This window comes from Bradyrhizobium sp. F1.13.3 (assembly GCF_040548265.1).
Taxonomy (GTDB): domain Bacteria; phylum Pseudomonadota; class Alphaproteobacteria; order Rhizobiales; family Xanthobacteraceae; genus Bradyrhizobium.
Genome location: NZ_JBEPRI010000006.1, coordinates 87,742 through 114,416 on the forward strand (window position 1 = coordinate 87,742; position 26,675 = coordinate 114,416).

The 26,675-nt window shown below is 65.9% G+C and carries 21 protein-coding genes; 8 read left to right on the top strand and 13 right to left on the bottom strand.

Annotated features, from left to right (window positions below; translation table 11 throughout):
- Positions 1 to 108: 108 nt before the first annotated feature.
- From ABIB66_RS17845 to ABIB66_RS17855, 3 genes are all read right to left on the bottom strand, one after another.
- Positions 109 to 2,430 (bottom strand): xanthine dehydrogenase family protein molybdopterin-binding subunit, encoded by a 2,322-nt coding sequence (locus ABIB66_RS17845; protein WP_354208032.1) that lies wholly within the window; start codon positions 2,428 to 2,430, stop codon positions 109 to 111.
- Between the two features lie 143 nt (positions 2,431 to 2,573).
- Positions 2,574 to 3,449 carry a dihydrodipicolinate synthase family protein gene (locus ABIB66_RS17850; RefSeq protein ID WP_354208034.1) on the bottom strand — a complete coding sequence of 292 codons (876 nt, stop codon included), beginning with the start codon at positions 3,447 to 3,449 and terminating at the stop codon, positions 2,574 to 2,576.
- A 64-nt stretch (positions 3,450 to 3,513) separates the two neighbouring features.
- Positions 3,514 to 4,479, bottom strand: coding sequence for a VOC family protein (locus tag ABIB66_RS17855; RefSeq protein WP_354208036.1), 966 nt, complete (start codon positions 4,477 to 4,479; stop codon positions 3,514 to 3,516).
- A gap of 212 nt (positions 4,480 to 4,691) precedes the next feature.
- On the opposite strand from ABIB66_RS17855, the gene ABIB66_RS17860 reads away from it, so the two are divergent.
- The gene (locus ABIB66_RS17860; RefSeq protein ID WP_275173616.1) at positions 4,692 to 5,558 is read left to right on the top strand and encodes a S1C family serine protease; all 867 of its coding nucleotides are present in this window, start codon (positions 4,692 to 4,694) and stop codon (positions 5,556 to 5,558) included.
- On the top strand, positions 5,555 to 5,926 hold the full coding sequence (locus ABIB66_RS17865; protein WP_275173615.1) for a response regulator transcription factor: 372 nt from the start codon (positions 5,555 to 5,557) through the stop codon (positions 5,924 to 5,926). The genes ABIB66_RS17860 and ABIB66_RS17865 overlap by 4 nt, the downstream gene beginning before the upstream one ends.
- On the opposite strand, the gene ABIB66_RS17870 is transcribed toward ABIB66_RS17865, so the two are convergent.
- From ABIB66_RS17870 to ABIB66_RS17885, 4 genes are all read right to left on the bottom strand, one after another.
- Entirely contained in the window at positions 5,923 to 6,996 is a 1,074-nt protein-coding gene (locus tag ABIB66_RS17870; protein WP_354208039.1) for a sensor histidine kinase, read from the bottom strand. The genes ABIB66_RS17865 and ABIB66_RS17870 overlap by 4 nt on opposite strands.
- Positions 6,983 to 7,675 (bottom strand): response regulator transcription factor, encoded by a 693-nt coding sequence (locus tag ABIB66_RS17875; protein WP_354208041.1) that lies wholly within the window; start codon positions 7,673 to 7,675, stop codon positions 6,983 to 6,985. The genes ABIB66_RS17870 and ABIB66_RS17875 overlap by 14 nt, the downstream gene beginning before the upstream one ends.
- A gap of 97 nt (positions 7,676 to 7,772) precedes the next feature.
- A complete protein-coding gene (locus tag ABIB66_RS17880) occupies positions 7,773 to 8,225 on the bottom strand; it encodes a hypothetical protein (RefSeq protein ID WP_354255095.1) in 453 nt (150 codons plus the stop codon).
- A 317-nt stretch (positions 8,226 to 8,542) separates the two neighbouring features.
- Positions 8,543 to 10,879 carry a Tex family protein gene (locus ABIB66_RS17885; protein ID WP_354208045.1) on the bottom strand — a complete coding sequence of 779 codons (2,337 nt, stop codon included), beginning with the start codon at positions 10,877 to 10,879 and terminating at the stop codon, positions 8,543 to 8,545.
- A gap of 400 nt (positions 10,880 to 11,279) precedes the next feature.
- Between ABIB66_RS17885 and atzD the strand changes: the two genes are divergently transcribed.
- Positions 11,280 to 12,392 carry a cyanuric acid amidohydrolase gene (atzD, locus tag ABIB66_RS17890; protein ID WP_354208047.1) on the top strand — a complete coding sequence of 371 codons (1,113 nt, stop codon included), beginning with the start codon at positions 11,280 to 11,282 and terminating at the stop codon, positions 12,390 to 12,392.
- 125 nt (positions 12,393 to 12,517) lie between these two features.
- Complete coding sequence (locus ABIB66_RS17895; protein ID WP_354255096.1) at positions 12,518 to 13,987, top strand: amidase; 1,470 nt, start codon at positions 12,518 to 12,520, stop codon at positions 13,985 to 13,987.
- A gap of 37 nt (positions 13,988 to 14,024) precedes the next feature.
- Here ABIB66_RS17895 and ABIB66_RS17900 read toward each other — a convergent pair whose 3' ends face one another.
- The gene (locus tag ABIB66_RS17900) at positions 14,025 to 14,345 is read right to left on the bottom strand and encodes a hypothetical protein (RefSeq protein WP_354208051.1); all 321 of its coding nucleotides are present in this window, start codon (positions 14,343 to 14,345) and stop codon (positions 14,025 to 14,027) included.
- A 150-nt stretch (positions 14,346 to 14,495) separates the two neighbouring features.
- Between ABIB66_RS17900 and ABIB66_RS17905 the strand changes: the two genes are divergently transcribed.
- Positions 14,496 to 15,404: a PaaI family thioesterase gene (locus tag ABIB66_RS17905; RefSeq protein WP_354208053.1), complete on the top strand. Its 909-nt coding sequence runs from the start codon at positions 14,496 to 14,498 to the stop codon at positions 15,402 to 15,404.
- Between the two features lie 68 nt (positions 15,405 to 15,472).
- Complete coding sequence (locus ABIB66_RS17910) at positions 15,473 to 15,838, top strand: hypothetical protein (protein ID WP_354208055.1); 366 nt, start codon at positions 15,473 to 15,475, stop codon at positions 15,836 to 15,838.
- On the opposite strand, the gene poxB is transcribed toward ABIB66_RS17910, so the two are convergent.
- The 3 genes from poxB to ABIB66_RS17925 form a co-directional block, all read right to left on the bottom strand.
- On the bottom strand, positions 15,835 to 17,571 hold the full coding sequence (poxB, locus tag ABIB66_RS17915; RefSeq protein WP_354208057.1) for a ubiquinone-dependent pyruvate dehydrogenase: 1,737 nt from the start codon (positions 17,569 to 17,571) through the stop codon (positions 15,835 to 15,837). The genes ABIB66_RS17910 and poxB overlap by 4 nt on opposite strands.
- 80 nt (positions 17,572 to 17,651) lie before the next feature.
- Positions 17,652 to 18,284, bottom strand: coding sequence for a 2-dehydro-3-deoxy-6-phosphogalactonate aldolase (locus ABIB66_RS17920; RefSeq protein WP_354061754.1), 633 nt, complete (start codon positions 18,282 to 18,284; stop codon positions 17,652 to 17,654).
- A gap of 13 nt (positions 18,285 to 18,297) precedes the next feature.
- Positions 18,298 to 19,212, bottom strand: a complete 915-nt coding sequence (locus ABIB66_RS17925) for a 2-dehydro-3-deoxygalactonokinase (protein WP_354061752.1) — start codon at positions 19,210 to 19,212, stop codon at positions 18,298 to 18,300.
- Between the two features lie 241 nt (positions 19,213 to 19,453).
- On the opposite strand from ABIB66_RS17925, the gene ABIB66_RS17930 reads away from it, so the two are divergent.
- Entirely contained in the window at positions 19,454 to 20,551 is a 1,098-nt protein-coding gene (locus tag ABIB66_RS17930; protein ID WP_275173603.1) for an LLM class flavin-dependent oxidoreductase, read from the top strand.
- Positions 20,552 to 20,606: 55 nt separating this feature from the next.
- On the top strand, positions 20,607 to 21,161 hold the full coding sequence (locus ABIB66_RS17935) for a flavin reductase family protein (protein ID WP_354061750.1): 555 nt from the start codon (positions 20,607 to 20,609) through the stop codon (positions 21,159 to 21,161).
- A gap of 205 nt (positions 21,162 to 21,366) precedes the next feature.
- On the opposite strand, the gene ABIB66_RS17940 is transcribed toward ABIB66_RS17935, so the two are convergent.
- Entirely contained in the window at positions 21,367 to 23,226 is a 1,860-nt protein-coding gene (locus tag ABIB66_RS17940; protein WP_354208060.1) for a sigma-54-dependent Fis family transcriptional regulator, read from the bottom strand.
- A 109-nt stretch (positions 23,227 to 23,335) separates the two neighbouring features.
- Positions 23,336 to 26,641, bottom strand: a complete 3,306-nt coding sequence (locus tag ABIB66_RS17945) for an acetyl-CoA carboxylase family protein (RefSeq protein WP_354255097.1) — start codon at positions 26,639 to 26,641, stop codon at positions 23,336 to 23,338.
- Positions 26,642 to 26,675 lie beyond the last annotated feature (34 nt).

The window sequence follows — 26,675 nt, forward strand, 5'->3', positions numbered from 1 at the left end:
CAGCCGTCGCCAAATTGGACTCGGTGGCTATGGGTCCGGGCCCCCCGTGCGCAATTGCGCACTAGGCCGGGACGACAGCGGAAATCGCCGCCACAGCGCGGGCTACGCTTACCCTACCTTCGCGTCCCTGATCGCCTGCCAGATCTTCTGCGGCGTCAGGGGCGTGTTGAGCTGGGTGATGCCGAGTTCGGCGAGCGCATCCATCACGCCGTTGGTGACGCAGGGGGGACCGCCGATGGCGCCGGATTCGCCGCAGCCCTTGGCGCCGAGCGGATTGGTGCGGCAGGGCGCTGAACCGTCCAGCGTCACCACGATCGGCGGAACGTCGTCGGCGCGCGGGATGCAGTAGTCCTGATAGCTCGCGGTGAGGAGCTGACCGTCGGCATCGTAGGAGACGCCTTCGTACAGCGCCTGGCCGATGCCTTGCGCGACACCGCCATGGATCTGGCCGGTGACCAGCATCGGGTTCACGGCGACACCGACGTCGTCGACGGTCGTGTAGCGCACGACCTTGGAGACGCCGGTCTCCGGATCGATCTCGACCTCGCAGATATGGGTGCCGTTCGGCCAGCTCGGACCGTCGACCTCGCCTTCGGAATCGACGCTGAGTTTCGCGCCGCCTTCTTTCTCGGCAATGTCGAACAGGCTGATACGGCGGTCGGTGCCGACCACGGTGAGCATGCCGCCTTGATATTCGATGTCCTCGATCGAGGTCTCCAGCACGTTCGCTGCCTTCTCCCGTGCCTTCTGGATCAGATCGTTGGAGGAGACCGCGACCGCCGTGCCGCCGACGAACAGCGAACGCGATCCGACGCTGCCAAAGCCCGTCGCCAGATCCGTGTCGCCCTGGACCACGTCGATCTTGTCCATGGCAATGCCCAGCGTGTCGGAGATCATCTGGGTGTAGGTGGTCTGCAATCCCTGCCCCATCGCCATGGTGCCGGAATGCAGGATGACGCGGCCTTCCGACGTCGCGTGCAGGCTGACCTTCTCGGTGTGGGCGCGGCCACCAGTCCATTCGATATAGGAGGTGAGGCCGCGGCCGTAGAGCAGGCCCTTCTTCTTCGCCGCCTTCTTGCGCGCGGCAAAGCCGTCCCAGTCGGCGAGCTTCACGGCACGATCGAGCATGTGCGCGAAGGCGCCGGAATCGTAAACCTGCCCGGCAGCATTGGTGTAGGGCAGCTGCGCCGGCTTGATGTAGTTGGCTTTCCGGATCGCGCGCGGATCCATGCCGATTTTCCGCGCGGCCGCGTCGAAGAGGCGCTCGACGATGAACACGGCCTCCGGGCGTCCCGCACCGCGATAGGCGCCGACGGGTGCGGTGTGGGTCATCACCGACTTCACCTCGAAATGCACCAGCGGCAAATCGTAGACGCCGGTCTGCACGAATGGCCCCAGCACCAGCGGAATGATGTTGGCCGCGCCCGAGGAATACGCGCCGGTACAGCCGATCGAGCTGACGCGATAGGCCAGCACCTTGCCCTTCTCGTCGAGCGCGAAGGAAGCGGTCGAGGTAAGATCGCGGCCATGGGTGCCGCCGACGAATTCGTCGGTGCGGTCGCCGCGCCAGCGGATCTTCTTGTTCAGCTTGGTCGCGGCATAAGCGACGATGCCGTCCTCGGGATAGAGGTTGGTCTTCTGGCCAAAGCCGCCGCCGATATCGCCGACCAGCACGCGAACGCTGTCCTTGGGACGCTTCAGCACGGCCTCGGCCAGCACGTCCCGGGTCGAGGCCGGCGTCTGCGACTGCACATGCAGCAGAAGGCGGCCGGTCTTCTTGTCGATCTCGGCAATGGTCGAGCGCGGCTCCATGGCCGAGGGCACCAGGCGCTGGCTGACGAGATCGAGCTCGACGGTATGCGCCGCCTTGGCAAAAGCCTCGTCCACCTTGGCTGCATCGCCGTAAGCCATCGCGCCGACGATGTTGTCGGGGGCCTCCGGCCACACCACGGGCGCGCCGGGCTTGACCGCTTCGACAGGATCGACCACCGCCGGCTGCACGTCATATTCGACCACGATCGCTTCAGCCGCGCTCTGCGCGTCGGCGCGCGAGGAGGCCACCACGGCGGCCACGGCCTCGCCGGCGTAGCGCACGATGTCGTGCGCCAGCAGGCGACGTGGCGGCACCGTCATCGGCTTGCCGTCGGGGCGCTTGAAGATGCTAAGCGTCGGAATGACGCCGATGTCGTCCTTGACGAGGTCGGCGCCGGTGTAGACCGCGGTCACGCCGGGCATCGCAGTGGCAGCGCCAGTGTCGATCGAGACGATCTTCGCGTGGGCATGGGGCGAGCGCAGCAGATACAACCACAGCGCGCCATCTTCCGGCTTGTCGTCGATGAACTGCCCCTTCCCGGTGAGCAGTCGCTGGTCTTCCAAACGCTTGACGGGCTGCCCCGCTCCGAAACGCAAATTGCCGGGAAGAATGTTCATTCCGTGGGGTCCCTTAATGTCTCAAAAGCGGCTGCCTTTTAGCGGATCGAGGCATGCGAGGCCAGCCGCGGTTTTAGGCGGTATATCCACGATTTCGTCATGCCGGGCATAGGCGAGCGCAAGCGAAGCCGTCCTATGGACGGCTAGCCAAGCTCCCGCAAGGCCGCTTCCACCACCTTGCGCGCATCGGCGGTGAGAGCGGCCTGCGGCGGGACGGGATCGCCGACATCGTAACCCTGGATGGCCAATCCGGCCTTGATGCAGGCCGCCAGGTTGAAGCGGGCAAAGGCCTCGTTGATGCGCCACAGCCTACGCTGGAGCGCCATCGCCTCATCCCAGCGGCCGGCCTTGCAGAGGTCGTAGAGCGCGACGCTCTGGCGCGGGATGATGCAGGCCGGGCCCGCCATCCAGCCGAGCCCGCCGATCAGCATCACCGCGGCTGGAATGTGGGCGGAGGCCGAGAACACCCGCAAGGCATCTCCGCAGCGGTTCATGATCGAGAGCAGCCGGCCGGTGTTGGTCGAGGCGTCCTTGATGTAGCCGATGCGCGGGTGTTCGGCGAGGCGCGCGATGGTGTCGAGGGTGAGATCGGAGCGCTGGAATTGCGGATTGGTGTAGATGACGACAGGGATGTCCACGGCATCCGCTATGGCGCGGAAATAGGATTCTATTTGGGCATCGGCGAGCGGGAAATACGCTTCCAGGATCGCCAGAATGCCGTCGGCGCCGAGCTTCTGATACGCTTTCGCCTGCGCCACCGCGTCCGCCGTCGAGGTGGAGGCCACGCCCGCGACAACAGGCACACGCCCCTTGGCCGCCTCGATCGTGGTCTGCACGACCGCGGTGCGTTGGGCGGCATTGAGATAGGCGAACTCGCCGGTCGAGCCGAGCGGGGTCAGACCTTGGACGCCGGCGCCGATCAGATCGTCGCAGAGTTTTGCGAGCACATTCGTCCGCACCGCGCCGTCGGCGTCGACGGGCGAGACGAGATAGGGGAAGACGCCGCGAAAATCGGACATGTCAGATGTGAATCCCGGAAACTGCCCAGCGCCAGACCGGTATTATCAACGCTCGCGCCGGCGATCAAACCCTGATCAGCCGCACCCGCGTGCCCCAGGGATCGATCGCCTCCACGCCATTCGCCAGCGCGGTGACTTTCGCGCCGCCCTTGCGCAGGCGCTCGTCCTGCGCTGCAAGCAGGTCCGGCTTCTCCGTCACCAGCGAAAACCAGGCGAGCCCCGTTGCCTGATCGTCGCGTTGGCCGGCACCCTGGCTCTGCCAGACGTTCATGCCGAGGTGATGGTGATAGCGGCCCGACGACAGGAACGCGGCACCGTTGCGGCTGCGGGTCGGGTCCAGGCCGATGGCACCGTGATAGAAGCGCTCGGCCTGCGCGAGGTCGCCGACGCGCAGATGGATGTGGCCGATGCGCAGACCGTCCGGCGCCTTGGCATAATCAGGCACGCGCGTATTGGTCAGCGACAGCAGGTCGGGAATGTTGAGCTCGTCGGACGCCATCTTCACGCTGCCCTCGCTCCACTGCCATTGCGCGGGATCGCGGTCCGCATAGACCTCGATGCCGTTGCCTTCGGGATCGTCGAGATAGACGGATTCGCTGACGAGGTGATCGGCAAAGCCCGACAGCGGCACACGATGCGAGGCGGCTGCTACCAGCCAGCGAGCGAGGTCCTTGCGTGTCGGCATCAAGAACGCGGTATGGTAGAGGCCGGCGGCATTGCGCGGCTCGATCTCAGCGTTAGGACCGGCCTCCAGCACCAGCAGCGTGATACCGGCTGTGCCAAGCTTGGCGGCGCTCGCAGAGCGCTCCAAGACGGTAAGGCCGATCACGTCGCGATAGTACTCGGCGACCTTGTCGAGATTCTTCACCCGGAGCGTCACCATGCCGACCCGCATCGGCGTGCGGCTGGCGTAGGTCGGCCCACCGCCCTGTGGTGCGCCCTCGGCGCGCGCCGCGCCTGCGGCTGCCATTGCAAGCGAGCTGGCGCCGGCGAGTTGAAGCAGGGTACGGCGGGTCAGGCCGATGGTCATCGGTCAGGGCTCGCTGGAAACGTTTAGGGCCGTGCGGCGCAATTTCTTGATTGCTACACGTTGCCGTGAGCGGCTCCCAATCACATGTTCGTCGGCCGTGGTCTTACGGACCAGCTTTCCCGGTCACTTTCATGGTCATTTTCCTGGCCATCCGGCCAGTTTCGCAATTGCCCGCGACATCCCAGATTGAGGACAGCTTACAGGAGCCTGCTATGACCGACTCAACTCCCCTGACCTCGCTGTCGTCCGCACTCGCAGATGTGGTGGCGCGCACTGCGCCGTCCGTCGTCGCCGTGCATTCGCATCGCTCCCGCGCCACTGGCTTCGTCTGGAAACCCGGCCTGATCGTCACCGCCGACGAGGCCTTGGCCGACGAGGGCGACGTCGAGATCGGCCTCCCCGACGGCAGCACCGCGGCTGCCACGATCGCGGGTCGCGACCATACGACGGATATCGCACTGTTGCGCGCCGATACTGCGATGACCCCAGTCAAGCTGTCCACAATTGTGCCGCCCCTGGGCGCGTTGTCGGTCGTCGTCGCCACCAACCGCGATGCGCCGAGCGCCACGCTCGGGATGGTATCGGCCTCAGGCAAGAGCTGGCGCTCCTTGCGCGGCGGCGACATCGACGCGCGGATCGAGCTCGACGTCCGCTTGCGCTCCAGCCAGCAGGGCGGCCTCGCGCTCGATGCATCGGGCGACTCCTTCGGCATGGCTGTGCTCGGCCCGAGGCGTGTGCTGGTGATCCCGACGGCGACGATCGAACGGGTCGCGGCACAATTAGAGGCCCGCGGCCACATCGCACGCGGATATCTCGGTCTCGGACTGCAGCCGGTGCGGCTCGACGACGGCGTCGGCGCGATGGTGATGAATGTCGACAAGGCCGGACCTTCGGCCGCGGCCGGCATCCGCCAGGGCGACGTCATCGTCGCGGTCAACGACCAGAAGCTGTCCGGCGTACGTGCGCTGTCGCGGACGCTCGGTCCGGCGAGCGTGGGCGCGGTCGTCGACGTGACCGCGCACCGCGGCGGCGAACCGGTCAGCTTCAAGGTCACGGTCGGCGAGAGGCCCGAGGCGTGAGCGAGGACATCGCGCCCGAGATCGTGCTGTCCCTGGAGATCGACGATCCCGCCCTCGCCGATCGCCTCGCGGCTCTGCTCGGCAATATCGCCGGACTTCGCCTCGCCAACCCCGGCGAGAAGGCCGCCGCGACGATTGTCACTCGCGATCCGCGCATCATGCCCGACGATATCGCGCTGACGCAGCGCGAGCTCGACGTGCTGGCACTGATGGCGGAAGGTGGCTCCAACAAGATGATCGCGCGTCAGCTCAACATTTCCGTGCATACCGTGAAATTCCACGTCGGCTCGCTGCTCGACAAGCTCGATGCCACCGGCCGCACCGATGCGGTGGCACATGCGGCCCGCCGCGGCGTGATCGAACTCTAAGACGGGTGCGGCGGGAAGCTGAGCTGGACCGTCAGGCCCGGCGCGTTGTCGTGCAGGGCAATCTCGGCGCCATGGAGGCCGGCAACTGCCGCGACCAGACTCAGGCCAAGACCGTTACCCGGGGTGTAGCGGCTCTGCTCGAGCCGGTAGAAGCGCTTGAACACGTGATCGCGCTGATCCGCCGGAATGCCCGGACCATCGTCGGCGATCGCGATCACTGCCGCCTCGTTGGCACTGCGGCAGGTGACGGTCACCTGCCCGCCTTGGCAGCCGTGCTTGATCGCGTTGTCGACGAGATTGGCGATGGCGTCGAACAGGAGGTCGCGATCGCCAATAATCGCCACCTCGCGGTCGCCGCCCAGGCTGAGCCGCGTCGCGACCTGTTCGGCGGCGGCATCGTAGAGCTCGACGACCTCGCCGGCGATCTCGGCGAGATTGAGGGTGCGAAACGCGCTGCGGCGGGCGCGGGTCTCGATCTCCGAGATGCGGGTGATGGAGGCAAACATGCCGAGCACGGCGTCGAGATCCGCGATGGTGTCGCCGATCAGCGCTGCGTCGGTTTCGCCATTGCGAGGGGCGTGATAGGCCTTTTCCAGCCGGCCGCGCATGCGCGTCAGCGGCGTACGCAAATCATGAGCGACGTTGTCGCTGACCTGCTTGACCTCGCCCATCAAAGTCTCGATGCGATCGAGCATCTGGTTGAGGTTTTCGGCGACGCGGTCCCACTCGTCGTGACTGCCGCGCAAGGGAATGCGCTGGTCGAGGCCGGACATCATGATGGCGCGGCTGGTGGCGTTGATCTCCTCGATTCGCCCGACCGTGCGGCGCGTCACCAGCACCGCGGCGAGCCCGGCGAGCACCAGCATCAGCACGGCTACCACAGCCATTGCGAGCTCGATCATCGCGGTGAAGCCGCTGTGATCGCCGGCGTCGCCGACCCGGCTCTGCACATAGGCGATCGTGCCGAAATAGACATAGGTCATGATCGCCGCGACGATCAGCCCGAACGTTCCGATCGCGATCAGCGCAAGGCGGAAGGTCGAGGAGCGGAGCGTTTTAGCCAGGAGCACGGAGACAATATCCGATGCCGCGGATGGTGTGGATCAGCGGATAGGCCTGGGCATCATCGACCTTGCGACGGACGCGCCCGACATAGACGTCGATGATGTTCGTGGACGGATCGAAGTGCAAATCCCAGACGTGCTGGAGCAGCATCGCACGCGAAACGACGCGGCCCTCGTTGCGGACCAGATATTCGAGCAGCTGGAATTCCCGCGGCAATAGCGGAATCTTCCTGGCGCGGCGGCTGGCGCTGCGTGCAATCAGGTCGATGGCGAGATCGCCGACCCGCAGGATCGTCTCCTTGGCAACGGTGTCGCTGCGCCGGCCGAGTGCCTCCAGCCGCGCCAGCAATTCGGTGAAGGAGAACGGCTTGACGAGATAATCATCGCCGCCGGCGCGCAAGCCGCGCACGCGGTCGTCGACTTCGCCCAGCGCCGAGATGATCAGGAATGGCGCGGCGATGCCGTCGTCGCGCAACTGGCGCATCACGGTGATGCCGTCGATGTCGGGCAGCATGCGGTCGATGGTGATCACGGCATAGTCGCGCGCGGCGCCGTGGCTGAGGGCTTCGCGCCCGGTGGCGGCGAGATCGACGTCGTAGCCGGAAATCGTCAGCTCTTCGACGAGCTGGCCTGCGGTTTCCGCATCGTCCTCGACGACCAGAATGCGGCGGTGAGCTCCGGTCATGACAAACTCCGCGCGACGATCGTCACCAGACTATCCCGTTCCGGGGCTGAGCGGAACCGCCCGATGACGATCGCGACAATGGTGCGGTACGGCGATGCTAGTACCAACTGTCTCCGCACACATTGACCCATTGCCACCCATAGGGCGTCAAGCTCCTGCGCCAGCAGCCGTCATTGTAGCCGGCATAGTAATAGGGCGCGCCGAAGACGGCGAAACGACGGAAGTGATGGTGGTGCAAGAAGGCGTGATGGCCGTGCCAGCCGGCACCGGCAAAGCGTGGTCTGATCGCGCCGTGCGCGAAACGCGCCCCGCCGAAGCCTGGTCCGCCAACATGGGCAAAGCGCGCGCCGCCCATTCCGCCGACATGCATCCCGCCGAAGCCACCGGCGTGCATGCCGCCGCCGAAATGCCCACCACCGCCGAAATGCCCGCCGCCGCCGAATCCGCCATGACCGCCACCGCCGCCACCTCTGGCAAGCACCGGTGAAGCGAGCGCCATCACCGCTGCGATCGTCGCCGCGGTGAGGCCTTTGAGAAGCCGGTTGTCCATCGAAGCATCCTCCGTGCTGCGCGGGCGACACGTCGGCCGCGCGAGAAGGATCAGATGAGAGGAAGTGACAGGCACCTTCAACTTACAAACGCGCCAGATTCTGACGCGGAAGTCAGGGAGACGGACCCGCGCTCTCTCCTCGTCATTGCGAGGAGCCCTTGCGACGAAGCAATCCAGACTGTCCGGGCGGAGGCAGTCTGGATTGCTTCGCTGCGCTCGCAATGACGACGTGGAGAGAACTCTCCGCTGGTTGAGCAGCTCAACGTACGGAGACGATCCGACCTCTCCCCGCAGAAGAGCGGGGAGGGCTTAAGTACCTACGCCCGCTTGCCGCCGTTCTTCTCGGCCGCGCGGCGCAGCGCTTCGGCGAGCGCGCCGCCGCCGGAAGACTCCTGCTGGCGCGGGGCCGACGAGGTCATGCGGGAGGGGTTGCGTGGGCTGTTGTCCCGCTGCATGCCGGGCGCGTCCTTCTTGGCGCCGACCTCGTCGTCGAGCCGGAGCGTCAGCGAGATGCGCTTGCGCGCGACCTCGAAGTCCAGCACCTTCACCTTGACGATGTCGCCGGGTTTCACCACCTCGCGCGGATCCTTGATGTAGGTCTTGGACATCGCCGAGATGTGCACGAGGCCGTCCTGGTGCACGCCGATATCGACGAAGGCGCCGAACGCGGCGACGTTGGTCACGGTGCCCTCGAGGATCATGCCCTTCTTGAGGTGCTTGATCTCCTCGACGCCGTCCATGAACACTGCGGCCTTGAACGCCGGGCGCGGGTCGCGGCCGGGCTTCTCGAGCTCGCGCAGGATGTCGGTGACGGTCGGCAGACCAAACGTCTCGTCCACAAAGTCTTTCGGCTTCAGCGTGCGAACGATGTCGCTGCTGCCGATCAGCGCCTTGATGTCGCTCTTGGTCGCGCTGAGGATCCGGCGCACCACCGGATAGGCTTCCGGATGCACGCCGGAGGCGTCGAGCGGGTCCTCGCCGCCGAGGATGCGCAGGAAGCCGGCGCACTGCTCGAACGCCTTGGGGCCGAGCCGCGGCACCTCCTTCAGCGCCTTGCGCGACTTGAACGGACCGTTGGCGTCGCGGTGTGCCACGATGCTCGAGGCCAGGCCGGAGCCGACACCCGACACGCGCGCGAGCAGCGGAGCGGACGCGGTGTTGACGTCGACGCCGACGGCATTCACGCAGTCTTCGACCACGGCGTCGAGCGATTTGGCAAGCTTGGCCTGGCCGAGGTCGTGCTGGTACTGGCCGACGCCGATCGCCTTGGGTTCGATCTTGACCAGCTCGGCCAGCGGATCCTGGAGCCGCCGCGCGATCGACACTGCGCCGCGCAGGGTGACGTCGAGGCCCGGCAACTCCTCCGAGGCGAAAGCCGAGGCCGAATAGACCGAAGCGCCGGCTTCCGACACCACGATCTTGGTCATCTTCAAGTCGGGCAGACCCTTGACGAGATCGGCCGCGAGCTTGTCGGTCTCGCGCGAGGCGGTGCCGTTGCCGATCGCGATCAGCTCGACGCGATGTTTCAGCGCGAGCTTGCCGAGGATCGCCAGCGCCTCGTTCCACTGCCGCTGCGGCTCGTGCGGATAGATCACGGCGGTATCCACCACCTTGCCGGTCGCGTCGGTGACGGCAACCTTGACGCCGGTGCGGAAGCCGGGATCGAGACCCATGGTGACACGGGTGCCGGCTGGCGCCGCGAGCAGCAAGTCGCGCAGGTTCGAGGCAAACACGCGCACGGCCTCGGTCTCGGCCGCATTCCACAGCCGCATGCGCAGGTCGATGTTGAGATGCACCTGGATCTTGGTGCGCCAGGCCCAGCGCACGGTGTCGATCATCCAGCGGTCGCCGGCGCGCTTGAGGTCGGCGATACCGAACCGCTTCATGATCTTCAGCTCATAGACACTCGGCACGCCCGGCGGCGATGCTTCGGTCTCGGCCTGGATCTGAAGATCGAGGATCTCTTCCTTCTCGCCGCGGAACATCGCGAGGATGCGGTGCGAGGGCAGCTTCGTCAGCGGCTCGGAGAACTCGAAATAATCGGCAAACTTTTCGCCCTCGGTTTTCTTGCCGTCGCGCACCTTGGATGTCATGCGCGCATTGGTCCACACCTCCTCGCGAAGCGCACCGATCAGGTCGGCGTCTTCGTCGAAACGCTCGACCAGGATGGCGCGGGCACCGTCGAGTGCTGCAGCGGCATCGGCAACGCCCTTCTCGGCATTGACGAAGGCTTCGGCAACGACCTTCGGATCGTTGGTGGGCTCGGCCATGAGCTGATTGGCGAGCGGCTCGAGGCCGGCTTCCTTGGCGATCTCGGCCTTGGTGCGGCGCTTCGGCTTGAACGGCAGATAGATGTCTTCGAGGCGTGCCTTGCTGTCGGCGGCGAGAATGGAGGCTTCCAGCGCGGCATCGAGCTTGCCCTGATCGCGGACCGATTCGAGGATGGCCTTGCGGCGGTCTTCGAGCTCGCGCAGGTAACCCAGGCGCTCCTCGAGCGTGCGCAATTGCGCGTCGTCGAGCGCACCGGTCGCTTCCTTGCGGTAGCGGGCGATGAAGGGAACCGTGGCGCCGCCGTCGAGCAGCGCCACTGTCGCCTCGACCTGCTCCGCCCGAACCCCAAGCTCCTGCGCAATTTTCTGGTTGATATTTGCCACGCGAGAACCTCTCTAACCAAGCACGCATCGCGGAGGCGAACCACCGGCTGCGGGACGCCGCTTATGGACCATTCGGGGCTGATTCATCAAGGTGCGGCGGACGACCGTCGACAGGGGATTTTTTGTCGGGCCGATGCGATCTCGCCACAATCGTGGGAGCGTGGGAAGACGACGCACATCCTGCTGTCGTCCTGGCGAAAGCCAGGACCCATACCGCGTGATACATCGATTGTGGGCGGTAGGCGTGCCGAACGACGAGCCTTCGCCAAACTCCCCCTGGGGGTAATGGGTCCTGGCGTTCGCCAGGACGACGATGGGAATTGCCTCGACACCTTGACAGGCGCCCCGGTTCAGCGGCTGTTTTGTCCGCCGGACTCCTGAACCCCATGTGAGGACTATCATGCGGACGACATCGGTCGGCGTCTTCAAGGTCGCCACCAACGGCCCCGGCGACGTCTCCGGATTGATGAGCATGATCGCCTCCGGCGCGATCGATCCGACATCCATTCTGGCGGTCCTCGGCAAGACCGAAGGCAATGGCGGCGTCAACGACTTTACTCGGGAATACGCCGTTGCCGCGCTGAGCACGGCGCTAGCGCCACGGCTCGGCCTGTCGCCGCAGGAGGTCGAGCAGCGCATCGCCTTCGTGATGTCCGGCGGCACCGAGGGCGTGCTCAGCCCGCACATCACCGTGTTCACGCGCCAGGACGTTCTGCAGCGCCCGGCAGGCATCTCCGGCAAGCGCCTGAGCATCGGCATGGCGCAAACGCGGGATTTTCTCCCGGAAGAGCTCGGCCGTTCCGCTCAGATCATGGAGACAGCCGCGGCCGTGAAGGCCGCGACGGCTGATGCCGACATCGCCGATCCCGCCGACGTCCACTTCGTGCAGATCAAGTGCCCGCTGCTCACCAGTGATCGCGTTGCGGCAGCGAATGCGCGCGGCCACAAGACGGTGACGACCAGCGCCTACAGTTCGATGGCCTATTCCCGCGGCGCCTCCGCGCTCGGCGTTGCGGTCGCGCTCGGCGAGATCGCAACCGACATTCGCGACGAGGACGTGCTGCGACGCTATGATCTGTTCTCGAACGTCGCCTCGACCTCGTCCGGAATCGAGCTGATGCACAACGTCGTCATCGTGCTCGGCAATTCGATGTCTTCGACGAGCGACTTCGAGATCGGGCATGCCGTGATGAGCGATGCCATCGACGCTGCCGCCGTGCTCGCGGCGCTGGAGAGCGTTGGGCTCCGTGCCGCGCCGCAGACGACGACCGGCCGTGAGCTCGTCAACGTCTTCGCAAAGGCCGAGGCCTCGCCTGATGGCAGCGTGCGCGGCTTCCGCCACACGATGCTGGAAGATACCGATATCAGCTCGACGCGCCACGCCCGGGCTGCCGTTGGCGGCTTGATCGCCGGCCTCGCCGGCACCGGCGCGGTCTACGTCTCCGGCGGCGCCGAGCACCAGGGCCCCGCCGGCGGCGGGCCGGTCGCGGTGATCGCAAAACTCTCGAATTGATGCGTGCGCATGCAATGCGGGATTACCTCTCCATCCGGCGCAACCCTGCCCTTCGCGCCGCCTCAGTTGATTAAAATGTTCCCGTGCGAAACTAAGGTGGCGCCGCACGAAGAGGTTTGGACCGCATGACTTTTCCGATGAGCTGGAACGAATGGACGCAACACGATGGCGTGGGGCTGGCCGCGCGCGTCCGCAAGGGCGAGCTCACGGCGAAGGAATTGGCGCGCCAGGCCGCCGCGGGCGTCGCCAAGGTCAATCCGGCACTGTCGGGCGTGGTCGAGCTGTTCGATGACGTGATCGCCGATCCGGCCAAGGACGGCGCCAATCTCGCCGGCCCGTTCGCCGGCCTGCCCTTCCTGATGAAGGACCTCGGCCCGACCATGAAGGGCCGGCTCCAGGAGATGGGCTCGCTGTTGATGCGCGGCAATCGCGCCAGCGCCGACACGTTCCTGACCGGCAAATTTCGCCAGGCCGGACTGAACCTGATCGGACGCACCACGACGCCGGAATTCGGCGTCTGCAGTTCGGCCGACAATCCGGCCGTCTATGTCACGCGCAATCCCTGGGATACCGACTACACCACCTGCGGCTCGTCGGCCGGCAGCGCCGCAATGGTCGCCGCCGGCGTGGTGCCGATCGCACATGCGACCGACGGCGGCGGCTCGATCCGCATCCCCGCCGGCGTTAACGGCAATATCGGGCTGAAGGTCTCGCGCGGCGTGTTCTCGCTCGCACCGCACATGTCCGATCTCACCGGCCTCGTCTCGATCCAGGGCTGCCAGTCGCGCTCGGTGCGCGACACCGCCGCCTTCGTCGATCATGCAAGGGGAGCGGCGCCCGGCGAGTTCATGCCGTTCTGGACCACGGCGCAGCCTTATTCCGAGATGATCAAGCGCGATCCGTCAAAACTTCGCATCGCACTGTCGCACACCTGGGGCGACTACACGGCGACGCCCGAGATCGCGGCCGAGCTGGCGAAGGCCGGCCGTTTCCTCGAAGGCCTCGGCCATCACGTCGATTACGCCCTGCCCGAGCTCGACTTCCGCGCCGCGTTCGAGGCCCAGACCACCTGCTACATCTCGAATTTTGCGGTGGTGATCTCCAACATGCTCGCCGCACGCGGACTGGAACGGCCGCCGGAAGATCTCATCGAGCCGATGAATATAAGGATCTGGGAAGCCGGCCGGCATACGAGCTTCGCCGAGCGGGCGAAGATGCAAGGCGTGTTCAACACGACCTCGCGCGCCTTCGGCGCCTTCTTCGAGCAGTGGGACGTGATCCTGACCCCGATCACTGCGCTGCCGACGCCGAAGGTCGGCACCAGGGAATATCTCACCATCTCCGACAACCCCGACGTGCTCGACTGGTTCGGCAATCTCTGGCGCTTCTTCGCCTTCACGCCGCTCGCCAATCTCTGCGGCATGCCGGCGATCTCGATGCCGATGGCGACGCAGGACCACGGCCTGCCGCTCGGCATCCAGGCGATTGCGAAACAGGTCAATGACGGCCTCCTGCTGCAACTCGCCGCCCAGATCGAGCGCGCGCTCGACGGCAAGTGGAACGACGGCAGGAAGCCGAAGGTGCATGTGAGCTGAGCGCGTTGATCGCATTAACTGCGATCCGCTAACGGCCTCAGTTCTTCACCGTCGGGATCTCCTCCGGCCGGGGCTGCTGCTGGCCCTGCTGGTACATCGCCAGCGCCTTTTCGAGCGCTTCGCGCAGCGCCAGCGCGGCGGCCACGCTGCAGCGCAGATGCGCGGTCTGAACGACGTCAACCCTGACGGCGGCGCCGACCGGCATCAGGAGGTTCGCGGCGAGTTCGATCTGAATGGCGCCGTTGTGGTGTCCGAAGCAGGATGCGCCGTCGAAATAGATGATTGGCGCCCGCTCCGAGCTCGAGGTCGAAATGATGACGGGCCCCTGGCTGGTGGCGGGCATTTCGGGATCGGCCATGGGCACTCCTTGCGGCTAGTCGAACGAACGAGGCGCCCACCATCGTTGCTTCGGCCCGCCCTGTCGAGGCCAAACCGCCCCCGGCACGCCTGCCGCGGGACACGCATCCGGGGTTTTGCGCCGCGCCCGCCACTGGTCTAGAAAGTCGTCATGTCCAGCTCACCGACCACACTTTCGTTCGAGGACCTCGCCGAAGCGATCAGGGGCCGGCGCTCCGATTACGGCCAGATCAGCGGGCTTCAGCTCGACCGCGTCGCACCGCGCGAGGCCTGGTCCAGCCTGCCCTACCGGCCCGTCTTCGTCGGCGACACCGAGACCGGCGTCCTGCATGGCGGCGTCGTCACCGCGATGCTGGACGAGAGCTGCGGCATGGCGGTGCAACTCGCGCTCGACGGTACAAGCGCGATCGCGACACTCGATCTGCGCATCGACTATCAGAAGCCGGCGACGCCGGGCCTCGACATCAAAGCGCATTCGGTCTGCTACCGCACCACGCGTTCGATCGCCTTCGTGCGCTCCACCGCCTATCAGGAGTCCGAGGACGATCCGGTCGCGACCGCGACCGCCTGCTTCATGATCGGCGCCAACCGCACCAACATGCTTGCGGACCGCAGGACGGATTCGCCCGGCATTCCATCGCTGGAGGCGCCGGACGATCCGGAAGGCCCGTTCGCCAACAGCCCGTTCGCGCGCTGCCTCGGCATTCGCGTCAATGACGACGACACACTGACGATGCCGTTCTCGCCAAAGATCATCGGCAACCCGATCCTGCCCGCGATTCATGGCGGCATGACCGGCGCCTTCCTCGAGACCACCGCGATCTTCGGAGTGGCGCGCGAGCTCGGCGCCGCCGCACTGCCCAAGCCGATCGGATTGACCGTCAACTATCTGCGCTCGGGCCGCGCGCTCGACACCATCGCCAACGTCTCGATTGTGAAACAGGGCCGGCGCATCGTCGCCTTCGAGGCGCGGGCCTGGCAGGACGATGCGAACAAGCCGATCGCCACGGCCTTTGGCCATTTCATGCTGCGGCCGACGCCCGGAAACGACGAGGAATAGGCGCATTTTCCCTTGACGGCCAAGGCCTGGGCCCCAACGATAGCGCGTCTCTCACGAGAGGTATTGGGTTGAGGCATCCGCTCGACATCATCGCCATGTTCGCCGCGCTCTGGCTGCTGGCAGCGATGGTGCTCGACGCGCTGACGCCGAAGGAGCTGACGACGGTGATGATCGGCATCGCCATCGGACCCGCCGTCGTCATCACCGCCGTGTTCTACTATCTGCGCTGCCCGCGCACCGATTTCGCCGTGATGTTCGCAGCACTCTGGCTGATCTCCGACATCGGCATTGCGTTCATCTCGCCGGCGCAGCTGCCGCATTTCCTGATCGCGCTCGGCTTCGTGCCGGCGCTGCTGATCGGGATCGTCCTGCACTGGCAACGCTTCCAGCGCCGCCATGAGCGGCTGCCGGTGCCGTCGGTCAAGCGGGGTTAGCGCGGCAGCAGATTGGTCTTGGCGAGATCGACGACCTCGTCGCCGCGGCCGTTCATCACGGCGCGCAAGACCCAGAGGCTGAATCCCTTGATCTGTTCGGGCGTGATGGTCGGCGGCATCGACAGCTCCTGCTTCGCCGTGACCACGTCGAGCAGCGCCGGCCCGTCGTGGGCCAGCATGTCCTTCATCGCTCCCGGGAGCTCGCCGGGATCCTCGACGCGCCTTGCGAAGATGCCCATCGCGCGCGCCATCGCCGCGAAATCCGGATTCTCCAGATCGACATTGGTGTCGACGAAGCCGGCCGCCTTCATTTCCAGTGCGACGAAGCCGAGCACGCCGTTGTTGAAGATGACCACCTTCACCGGCAGCTTCATCTGCGTCAGCGTGATCAGATCGCCCATCAGCATGGTGAAGCCGCCGTCGCCCGAAAGCGAGATCACCTGCCGGCCGGGCCGCGCGGCCTGCGCGCCGATCGCCTGCGGCATGGCGTTGGCCATCGAGCCGTGCACGAACGAGCCGATCAGCCGGCGGCGACCGTTCATGTCGAGATAGCGCGCGGCCCACACCGTGGGTGTGCCGACGTCGGCGGTGAACACGGCATCCTCTGAGGCGTGGTCGCTGATGACCTTGGCCAGGTATTGCGGATGGATTGGTTTGGTGCCCGGCGTGCCCTTTGCGAGTGAGTCCAGGCCCTCGCGCGCCTTCTTATAGTGCGCGATCGCATCGTCGAGGTGCCTGCGCTGCGTCTTGGATTTCAGAAGCGGCAGCAGCGCCTCAAGGGTGAGCTTGACGTCGCCGACGAGGCCGAGATCGATCTTGCAGCGGCGCCCGAGATTTTCCGGACGGATGTCGACCTGCGCGATCTTCGCATCGGTCGGGAAGAACTGCTTGTAGGGAAAATCCGTGCCGAGCATCACCAGCGCGTCGCAGGCGTGCATGGCGGCATAGCCGGAGGAGAAGCCGATGAAGCCGGTCATGCCGACGTCGTACGGATTGTCGTATTCGACATGCTCCTTGCCGCCCAGCGCATGCACGATCGGGCTCTTCAAGGTTTCCGCAAGCTGCATCAGCGGCGCATGCGCGCCGGCGCAGCCGCGACCGCAGAACAGGGTAATGCGCTCGGCGCCGTTGAGGAGGTCCGCAAGCGCCTTCAGTTCATCGGCTTGCGGCACGATTTTCGGCGCGGACAGCGCAAGGCCACGCGCCGTCGACAGCGCACGCTTGGGTGGCGAGCGGAACGCGACGTCGCCCGGCATGGCGACGACCGCAACACCGCGCATGCCCACCGCCGCACGGATGGCGTTTTCCAGCACGTAAGGCAGCTGACTCGGATCCGAGACCAGCTCGCAATAATGGCTGCACTCGCGGAACAGGTTTTGCGGATGCGTCTCCTGGAAATAGCCGCTGCCGATCTCGGCGGTCGGGATTTGCGCCGCGATCGCCAGCACGGGCACGCGGCTGCGGTGTGCGTCAAACAGGCCGTTGATCAGATGCAGATTGCCCGGACCACACGAGCCCGCGCACACCGCAAGGCTGCCCGTCATCTCCGCTTCCCCGGCAGCGGCGAAGGCCGCAACCTCCTCGTGCCGGACATGGATCCACTCGATCGTGCCGCGCCGTCGCAGCGCTTCGGTCAATGCATTCAGGCTGTCGCCGACGATGCCGTAGATGCGCTTGACACCGGCCTGTTCGAGCGTTGCCACGAACAGATCGGCCACGTTGTTGATCGCCATGTCGGTCTCCTGATCTCGCTGGTCCAGCAAGATAGGATAACGCGCGGGTGTGACCGCATCACGGCTTGTTTATTGCGGGCTCAGTCTTTCGCAATCGCCCGATCGTAGGCCGCGATCGTCAATTTTGCGCGAGCGGCAACGTCCGTTGCCGTCATGCCAGGCTTGTAGAGGCTGGAGCCGAGCCCGAACACGGTGACGCCGCCCTTGATGTACTCCGCAAAGTTCTGGTCGGAGACGCCGCCGACGGCGGCAATCATCACGCCGGCAGGCAGCACGGCACGGATCGCGGCAATGCCGGACGCACCGAGCACGCTTGCCGGAAAGAATTTCAGGCCCGATGCGCCGGAGCGCGCGGCAAGCAGCGCCTCGGTCGGCGAAAACACGCCCGGCAACGTCACCATGGCGTATTGATGCGCACGCGTGAGCACCTGTGTATCGACATTCGGCGACACCATCAGCTTGCCGCCGACATCGTTGAGACGATCGACATCTGCGGTGGTCAGCACCGTGCCGGCGCCGATCAGCACGTCCGCCGGCGCCTGTTTCACGGCTGTCGCGATGGAGCGGAACGGGTCCGGCGAGTTCAGCGGGATCTCGATTGCGGTCATGCCGGCTTCGATCAGCACGCCGACGATGGCCTGCGTCTCCTCGGGCTTCACGCCGCGCAGGATCGCGACCAGTGGCCGCTTCATCGCCGGAAAGGGAACGCTCATCTCAACAGTCCTCTCATTTCGTCCAGATCGCGGCAGCCGCCATCGACAGACCGCGGCGGACGGCTTCATCGGCATCGACCGGGTTCACAGTGACCGACAGTGTGTCGAAAGCCAGCCGGTACAGCATTGCGAGCCGCCCCGAGGCAATCAGCGTGATTCCTGCTTTCGGCATCGCGCCGGACAGCCCTGCCGCCAGCTCGACGCCGATCAACGTTCCCGACAGCGTTTCGCGCGCCGCGGCCGGTGTGCCCCCGAACAAAAGCTGCCGCGACCGCGCGCCGAACAGAAAATTGGCGGCGAAGGCCGGCGCTTCATACGCGGCTTTCACCGCCGCCTGGAAACTCGCGACATCCTCGGCGTCCTCGGCGCCTGCGACCGCAAGCGACAAAATCGTCTCGCGCGACACGGCGCTGAAGAGCTCGCCGGTCATGAAGGTGGAGAAATGCGCAACCGTGCCGTCCTTCAGGCGCACCCATTTCGAATGCGTGCCGGGCATGCAGACCAGCGCTTCGCCGGCGGCATCGAGCCCGAGGGCGCCGAGCAATTGCGTCTCCTCGCCGCGCATCACGTCGGGCGCTTTTGCATCGCGCTGCGCAATACCCGGCAGGATGCGTATATCGCGCGTCTCGCCCGGCACCCGCGCAGCCTGCTTCAGAACGGCCGCGAGCGGCGCCGGTGTATCGACATATCCGGCTTCGACCCAGCCCGTCTTGGCGCCGGCCATGCCGCAGACCAGAACCGGCAGATGAGCTGGTGCTTCGACGGCGGCAAGATGCGATTGCAGCACGGCCGCGAAGCCGGTCTTTGCCGCCGCCAGCATGCCCTCATCGCTGCGCCGTTCGGCCAGCACCACGCCGGTACGATCGATCAACCAGAGCCGGAAGCTGCTGGTGCCCCAGTCCACCGCGACGTAAGCGGGTTCGGTCATCTCGGTTCTCGTCCTCGTCTCACCGGCAAGACGCCGTCTCGCGACAATGAGACAACGCCCCGCAAATCTGCCCCGGGATATCGGCTATTGCTGCCGCAAACCAGCCATTTCTCGCCAGGTCTGAGGCGCCGCTCGCGCAGGCACACCGCTCTCGAAGAGGTGGCACACCGCTTGCTAAAGTGTTCCCGCTCACGTCCGTGAACCGCGCAACAAGACGCGTCAACATCAGATGAGGAAACCCATGGAGATCGGTTATTTCACGATGCCTTCGCACCCGCCGGAGTGCGGCCTGAAGGAAGGGAACGACTGGGACCTGCAAGTCATGCGCTGGCTCGACGAGCTCGGCTATCAGGAGGCCTGGGTCGGCGAGCACCATACCGCGCCCTGGGAACCCAATCCCACGCCGGATCTGCTGATCGCACAGGCCCTGATGCAGACCAAGAACATCCGCATCGGGCCGGGCGGCTTCCTGCTGCCCTATCACCACCCCGCCGAGCTCGCCAATCGCGTCGCGATGCTCGATCATCTCTCCGGAGGGCGGCTCAATTTCGGCGTCGCGGCCAGCGGCCTGCCGAGCGACTGGGCCATGTTCAACGTCGATGGGATGAGCGGACAGAACCGCGACATGACGCGCGAGGCGCTGGAGATCATTCTGAAGATGTGGAGCGATCCCGCGCCCTGGACCTACAAGGGCAAGTTCTGGACGGTGACCAAGCCGGACACGATGTTCGACTTCCTCAAGCCCCACATCAAGCCGTTGCAAACGCCGCATCCGCCAATCGGCGTCGCCGGTCTCTCGAAGAACTCGGACACGCTGAAGCTCGCCGGCGAGCGCGGCTTCATCCCGATGAGCCTCAACCTGAACCCGGCCTATGTCGGCAGTCACTGGGATTCGGTCGTAGCAGGTGCCGCCAAGACCGGGCGCAAGCCGGACCGCGCGGATTGGCGGCTGGTGCGCGAGGTGTTCGTCGCCGATACCGACGAGGAAGCGTGGAGGCTCTCGACCGGCGACATGATGGGCCGGATGATGGGCGAGTACTTCCTGCCGCTGCTCGGCCATTTCGGCTTCAAGGACTATTTGAAGCACGCGCCCGACGTGCCCGATAGCGACGTCACCGTCGAATATTGCGCCAAGCGGAACTGGATCGTCGGCTCGCCCGCGACCGTCGCCGAGAAGATCGAGAAGATCTACGAGGAGGTCGGCGGCTTCGGCGTGCTGCTGGTGTTCGGCTTCGACTACAAGCACAAGGCTGAAGCCTGGCATCACTCGCTGTCGCTGCTCAGGAACGAGGTGATGCCGCGCCTGAAGCATCTCGGCTCCGCGAAGAAGGCGGCTTGACCCGACGCGGGTGCGGCGCGATCGTGCCGCACCCGTTCTTTCTGGAGACCATCGCGTGAGCGTGGACGCAAAGGATTTCAAGCAGGCGATGCGCCAGTGTGCCGGCGCCGTCGCGCTGGTCACTGTGGGGGCCGAGCACGGCAAGCGCACGGGGTTGACGGTGACCTCGGCCTGCTCACTGTCGGACTCACCGCCATCCCTGATCGTCTGCGTCAACCGCAACGCCAGCGCGCACGCGCGTATCCGCGAAGAAGGCGCGTTCGCGATCAACTTCCTGCACGAGGACCACGCGGCGCTGGCGCTGACCTTCAGCGGCCAGAAGGGCGTCAATGGCGACGACCGTTTTGCGTTCGGGGAGTGGACGCGCGGGGTGACCGGCGCGCCGGTGCTGAGCGATGCGGTCGCGGCGTTCGATTGCGTGCTGGCCCAGGAATTCGAGACGACGACGCATTCGATCTTCATCGGCGAGGTGCGCGGCGCATCGCATTCCGACGGCGCGGCGCCGCTCGTGTATCTGCGCAGCAGCTTCCACGCCCCTCGCGAAATCCGCGGCACCGTGACGGTCGGCGACCTCGACTCGCGGCATCTGAGCTGGAGTGATTTTTCGTAGAGAGCGACGCCGAGCGAGCTGCCGTTCCCTTCTCCCCTTGCGGGAGAAGGTGGCGCGAAGCGCCTGATGAGGGGTATCTCTCCGCATACACAAATGGCTGAGGTGAATGCGGAGACAGACCCCTCACCCGTCTCGCCACTACGCTGCGAGCCACCCTCTCCCGCAAGGGGAGAGGGGAAGAACGCTCGCCGCATGCAGCTGAGTCCTACTGCGCCGTCTCGATCTTCAACTGCTTGAGCTTGCGATACAGTGTGGCGCGGCTCAGCTTCAACGCGCGCGCCGCTTCAGTCACACGACCACCGTGCTTGCGTAGTGCCTCCACGATCGTGGCGCGCTCCGCCGCCGCGAGGTCCGCTTCCACCGCCCTTCCACCAAACGGCGGCAGATCGAGATCGGCATCGGTAATCACGCCGTCCTCCGCCGTGCAGCCGGCGAGCCGCAGCACATGCCGGAGCTGGCGCATGTTGCCGGGATAGGGATAGGCCGCGAGCTGCACCCAAGCCTCGTCCGAGAGCGAGCAGTTCGGCGCTTCCTCGCGCGCGATCTGGCGGATGACGTCGTCGCGGTCGGCGCGCTCGCGCAAGGCCGGCAGCCGCACCTCCATGCCGCGCAGACGGAAATACAGGTCGGTGCGGAAGGCGCCCTCCTCGGCCATGCGGCCGAGATCGCGATGGGTGGCGCTGATCAGGCGAATGTCGACCGGCACGGGCTTCAGCGCGCCGAGCGGCCAGACTTCGCGGTTCTCCAGCACACGCAGCAGCCGCGTCTGCAGCGCGATCGGCATGTCGCCGATCTCGTCGAGGAACAGCGTGCCGCCGTCGGCCTGCACGATCAGGCCCTTCGAGCCGTCGCGGCGCGCGCCGGTAAAGGCGCCGGCCTCGTAGCCGAACAGCTCGGCATCGATCAGGCTTTCCGGCATCGCCGCGCAGTTCAGCGCGACATAGTTGTGACGCGCGCGATTGCCGGTTGCGTGAATGGCACGAGCGAACACATCCTTGCCGACGCCGGTCTCGCCATGCAGCAGCACCGGCAGATTGTGATCGCCGACGCTTTTAAGTCGCTTCACGCTCCTGATCAGGCCGGGATCGCGGCCGGCCAGGCGCTGCAGCGCATCGATGCGATCGACCGGTGCCTCGCGGCGCGGCGCGAGCGGACGGGTCGAGGCCCTCGCCCGCAGCGGCGGCGCGACATGGCCATGCCCCAGCGGAGTGCCATCGGCCCGGCGCAGCTCGACGAGATCGTCTGCGTCGCGCGCAGCAAACTTGACGTACCGCGACAGATCGATGCCGGATGCGATCAAGCCGTCGGTGAGACCCAGCAGTGCGCGCGCCGAACGGCAGGCGCCCACGATGCGGCGATCGTCGTCATAGGCGAGCAGGCCGCTGCCGCCGTCGCCCGGGACGGTCGCGATCCAGGCGTTGCGGAAATGACCGCGGAAGATCGCACCCTCCATGCGCCGCGTCGCCTCCATCGTCACCGCCAACGCAAGCTGATGCGCGGTGCGTTCGAGGTCCTCGCGGCACGAGGTGATGTTCACGGCGCCTGCAAGCCTTCCGGCCTCGTCGAACAGCGGGGTCACGGCGCAGGAGAACATGTGCCACTGCGCGCGAAAATGCTCGTCGCGATGCACCAGGATCGGCTTTTGCTCGGCAAGTGCCGTGCCGAGCCCATTGGTGCCTTCGAAGGACTCGGAAAAATTTGAGCCGGTGTAGATCTTCCAGTCCATGAATAGTCTTGCGTCGGCTTCGCCGGGCAGGCGGCTGAACAGCATGGTTGCGTTCACGTCCGCCAGATTGACGCAATAGCCGGCATCGCGCAGCACACGGGCGAGATCGTCGAGCTCCGGTGTTGCGAGCCGGATCGTCTTCTCCATGGGTTCGGCGACGTGACGGATCTCGGCTTCGGTGAGCGTCTGCGGCGGCCCCTGACGGGCGGGATCAAGCTTGTGGCTGACCAGGCAGCGCCGCCAGGAATTGGCAATGCGCGAAGAAGCATCGACGTCGGCCACGTGGTTGGCGGCGGACAAGACACGGGCGACATGGTTCGAGGCCGAAAGGCTGGCCATCGCGGACGTCTCCACCCAGTATTATTGTGCAAAGTCTGGCACCGCAGACGGGGATGTCAATCGGGAACCGGAAACGCGGCGAAGCGCAATCAGAATTGCTGCACCGCCCTCACCACGTATCGATGCATGGGCGCTTCTTCGCGGTCCGCGCCGGCGGCTTCGGCACCGAGCGCAAGCCTGCCATGATCCACCGCCTCGTCTCAGCGGGGTCGATGACGTTGTCGATCTCGAACACCGAGGCGATCGACACGGCCTTGCCGTTGGCATAGAGCTCGGCGACCTTGTTGCGATAATAAGTCTCGCGCTCGACGGGGTCGGCGATCGCCTCCATTTCCTTGCGGAAGCCGAGGCGGACGTATCCCTCCAGGCCCATGCCGCCGAACTCGCCGGTCGGCCAGGCCGCGGTGAAGAACGAGGCGTGGAAGCCGCCGCCGATCATCGACTGGGCCCCGAGCCCATAGCCCTTGCGCAGCACGATGCCGAACAGCGGCACTGTCAGGCTCGCGCCTGTCACGAACATGCGCGAGACGTGGCGCACGATGGCCGTCTTCTCGGCTTCCGGTCCGACCATGAAGCCGGGCGTGTCGCACAGGGAGACGATCGGCAGATCGAAGGCGTCGCAGAGCTGGAGGAAGCGCGCGGCCTTGTCTCCGGCATCGGCGTCAATCGCGCCGCCGAGATGGCGCGGATTGTTGGCGATCAGGCCGAACGGCTTGCCCTCGATGCGGATCAACGCGGTGACCATGCCGACACCGTAGTCGCGGCGCAGCTCCAGCACGGAATCCTTGTCCGCGACGAGGTCGATCACGCTGCGGATGTCGTAAACGCGCAGGCGGTTCTCAGGGATCGCGCGGCGCAGCAGCCGCTGGTCGGCGGCCTGCCACTCCGTCACCGCGCCCTGGAAATAGGACAGGTATTTTTGCGCAACACGCGTCGCCTCCTCCTCGTCCTCGACGAGGATATCGATGACGCCGTTCGGTGACTGGAACGTGACAGGACCAACCTCGGCCGGATGATAGACGCCGAGCCCGCCGCCCTCGATCATCGCGGGGCCACCCATGCCGATCGAGGCGTTTTTGGTCGCGATGATGACATCGCAGCAGCCGAGCATCGCGGCATTGCCGGCGAAGCAATAGCCGGAGACCACGCCGATGACCGGCACGAGACCCGAGAGCCTTGCGAACTGCACGAAGGACGGACCATCAAGCCCGGTCATGCCGAGCCGGTCGGTATCGCCGGGCCGGCCGCCGCCGCCTTCGGCATAGAACACCAGCGGCACGCGCCAGTCTTCCGCGAGCGTCAGCATGCGGTCGATCTTCTTGTGGTTCATGTGGCCCTGCGTGCCCGCGAGCACGGTGTAGTCGTAGGCCACGACGATGCAGCGCCCGCCTTCAGGACCGAACTTTTCGGCGTTGACGGTCGCGACACCCATGACGAGGCCATCGGCCGGCGTGTTCTTGACGAGATCGTCGAGCTTGCGCCGGCGCCGCTGCGCAGCGATCGCAAGGCTGCCGTACTCCATGAACGAGCCGTCGTCGACGAGCTGCGCGACATTCTCGCGCGCCGTGCGCTGATTGGTGTTGCGGCGGCGCTCGACCGAGGCCGGGCGATTTTCGTCGAGCGTGTTGGCCTGGCGCGCGATCAGTTCGGCGAGATCGGGACGGATGTAGTCGAGATCGATATCGGCTTCTGTTGCCGACGCATCCGCCGCAACCTCGAGCGGCTCCAGATACATGATCGGCTCGCCATGCATCAGCGTGACGCCGTCGCCGGCCACGAGCTTCATGACGCGACCACCCTGCTCGGCCATGACCAGATGCTCCATCTTCATGGATTCGATCACGGCGAGCTGCTGGCCCGGGCGCACGATCTCGCCCTCCTTCACCTGAATGGTGACAATGGTCCCCTGCAAGGGTGCTGCGACCATCACCGTGCCTTCGGGCACGATCTGTGCGGTATGCGCCTCGGTGCCGGGACCGCCGCTTCGTTCCGTCGCCGCAAAATAGAGTGGTTTGGCCGCGCCATCCGCGGCTTCGACAAGCTTGCCGATGTTGCGATCGATGAAGTCTGTCGCGATGCGGTTGGAGCGGAAGTCGGGATGCGCCAACACGGCCTGGAGGAAGCCGATATTGGTGACGACGCCGTCGATCCGAAACTCCCGCAAGGCGCGCGAAGCCTTGGCGACGACATCGTGCCAGGCTTCACCGGGCGTATGCACGATGACCTTTGCCAGCAGCGAGTCGAAGGCGGCGCTGGTCTTGTAGCCGGCATAACCGAAACTATCGACGCGGACGCCGGGGCCTGATGGCGGCTCGAACACGGCAAGCACGCCGCCGGTCGGGTGCGTCGCCCCTAGCTCGTCCAGCGTCTCCATGTTGACGCGGAGCTGCATGGCATAACCGCGCGGCTTCGGGATCGAGCCTTGCGCCAGGCCGAGCGAGGCAAGCGAGGCACCGGCAGCAACCGCAAGCTGGGCGCGGACGAGATCGAGGCCGAGCACCTCCTCGGTCACTGTGTGCTCGACCTGAAGCCGCGGGTTGGCCTCGATGAAGGCAAAACTGTCGTCGGCGGTGCCGTCGACCAGGAACTCGAACGTGCCGAGATTGTCGTACGACGCAGCCACGGCGAGTTGCTTCGCCGCCTCGATGATACGGCCACGCAAGCCGTCGCCGAGCGACGGGCTCGGCGCCACCTCGATTAGCTTCTGGTGCCGGCGCTGAATGGTGCATTCGCGTTCCCAGAGGTGGGAGATCGCACCACGATGGTCACCGATGATCTGCACCTCGATATGGCGCGCCTGCCGGATCAGCCGCTCGGCATAGACGCCGTCGAAGCCGAACGCGGTCTTGGCCTCGGACTGGCAGCGCGCGTAGGCCTCCGCGAGATCGGCAGCGCACTCGACCACGCGCATGCCACGGCCACCGCCACCGGACATCGCCTTGATCACGATCGCCGCATTGCTGCCGAGCGAGATGAAGAACGCCGTGATATCCTCCAGCGAGGACGGCCCGCTGGTGCCGACGATGATCGGCACGCCGCAGCGCTTTGCCAGCTGCCGTGCCGCAACCTTGTCGCCGAACAGTTCGAGCGCCGCGGCCTTCGGCCCGACGAAGGCGATGCCTGCATCGGCACAGGCCGTGGCGAACGCAGCGTTCTCGCTGAGGAAGCCATAGCCGGGATGCACGGCGTCGCATCCAGACGCCGTTGCCGCCTTCACCACGGCCTCGATGTCGAGATAGGCCCGCGCGCCGCGGCCGGGGATTTCGACCGCCTCATCGGCAACCCGCACATGCAGCGACAGCGCGTCGTCGGCGGAATGGATCGCGGCCGTCGCGATGCCCGCGTCTGCCGCCGCACGCGCGATGCGGATGGCGATCTCGCCACGATTGGCGATCAGGAGCTTTTTGAACGACATGCAGCGTCTCCATGCCCGCGCACCCAAGCGCGGG